1 protein-coding gene is annotated in these 552 nt (G+C 62.7%); it reads right to left on the bottom strand.

Annotated elements, in window-relative coordinates:
- Positions 1-552 (bottom strand): GAF domain-containing protein (locus NKK47_RS35145; protein ID WP_352579949.1); only part of this gene is annotated, 552 nt, incomplete at both ends.

The raw sequence follows: 552 nt of genomic DNA, 5'->3' as shown, positions 1-552 counted from the left end.
AGGATGAGGCCTCCTCGCTGAGGTCGGGAAACTGCACCGGCATGCAGCGCCCGGGTGCGTCGCCGATCCCCATGTCTGCCAGCCCGATCGTCTGGTGTGAGACTGCGGCGATAAGCTCATCGCTCATACCGAAGTTTGCGCGCGGACGGAATTGCTGCCGCGTGCTGCTGAACACGTAGATGGTGCCAGCATCCGTCTCCGACAACTGGACCGCTTTGGCGACGATCGTTTTCAGCACCGTGTCGAGATCCAGCGTCGAATTGACCGCCTTGCTCACCTCACCAAGCGCCTCGAGCTCACCAACAGACGCGGCAAGCTCGCGCGTCCGTGACTGCACCGCCTCGAAAAGCCGCGCATTCTCGATGGCGATCACCGCCTGGTCGGCGAATGTCTCGACGAGCGCGATCTCCTTGGGATTGAAAGGTTGCGGCTCAACCCTCGTCATGACGAATACGCCAACGAGATCACCTTCCCGCAACAGCGGGGCAGCGAGGACGGTGCGGAATCCGCCTGCCTCAGCGATCAAGGCGACGCGGTAGTCCGGATCAGCGG

This window comes from Mesorhizobium sp. M0019 (assembly GCF_040323975.1).
Taxonomy (GTDB): Bacteria; Pseudomonadota; Alphaproteobacteria; order Rhizobiales; family Rhizobiaceae; genus Mesorhizobium.
Note: the sequence above shows the minus strand (reverse complement) of the source record. Positions and strands in the feature narration are given on the sequence as shown.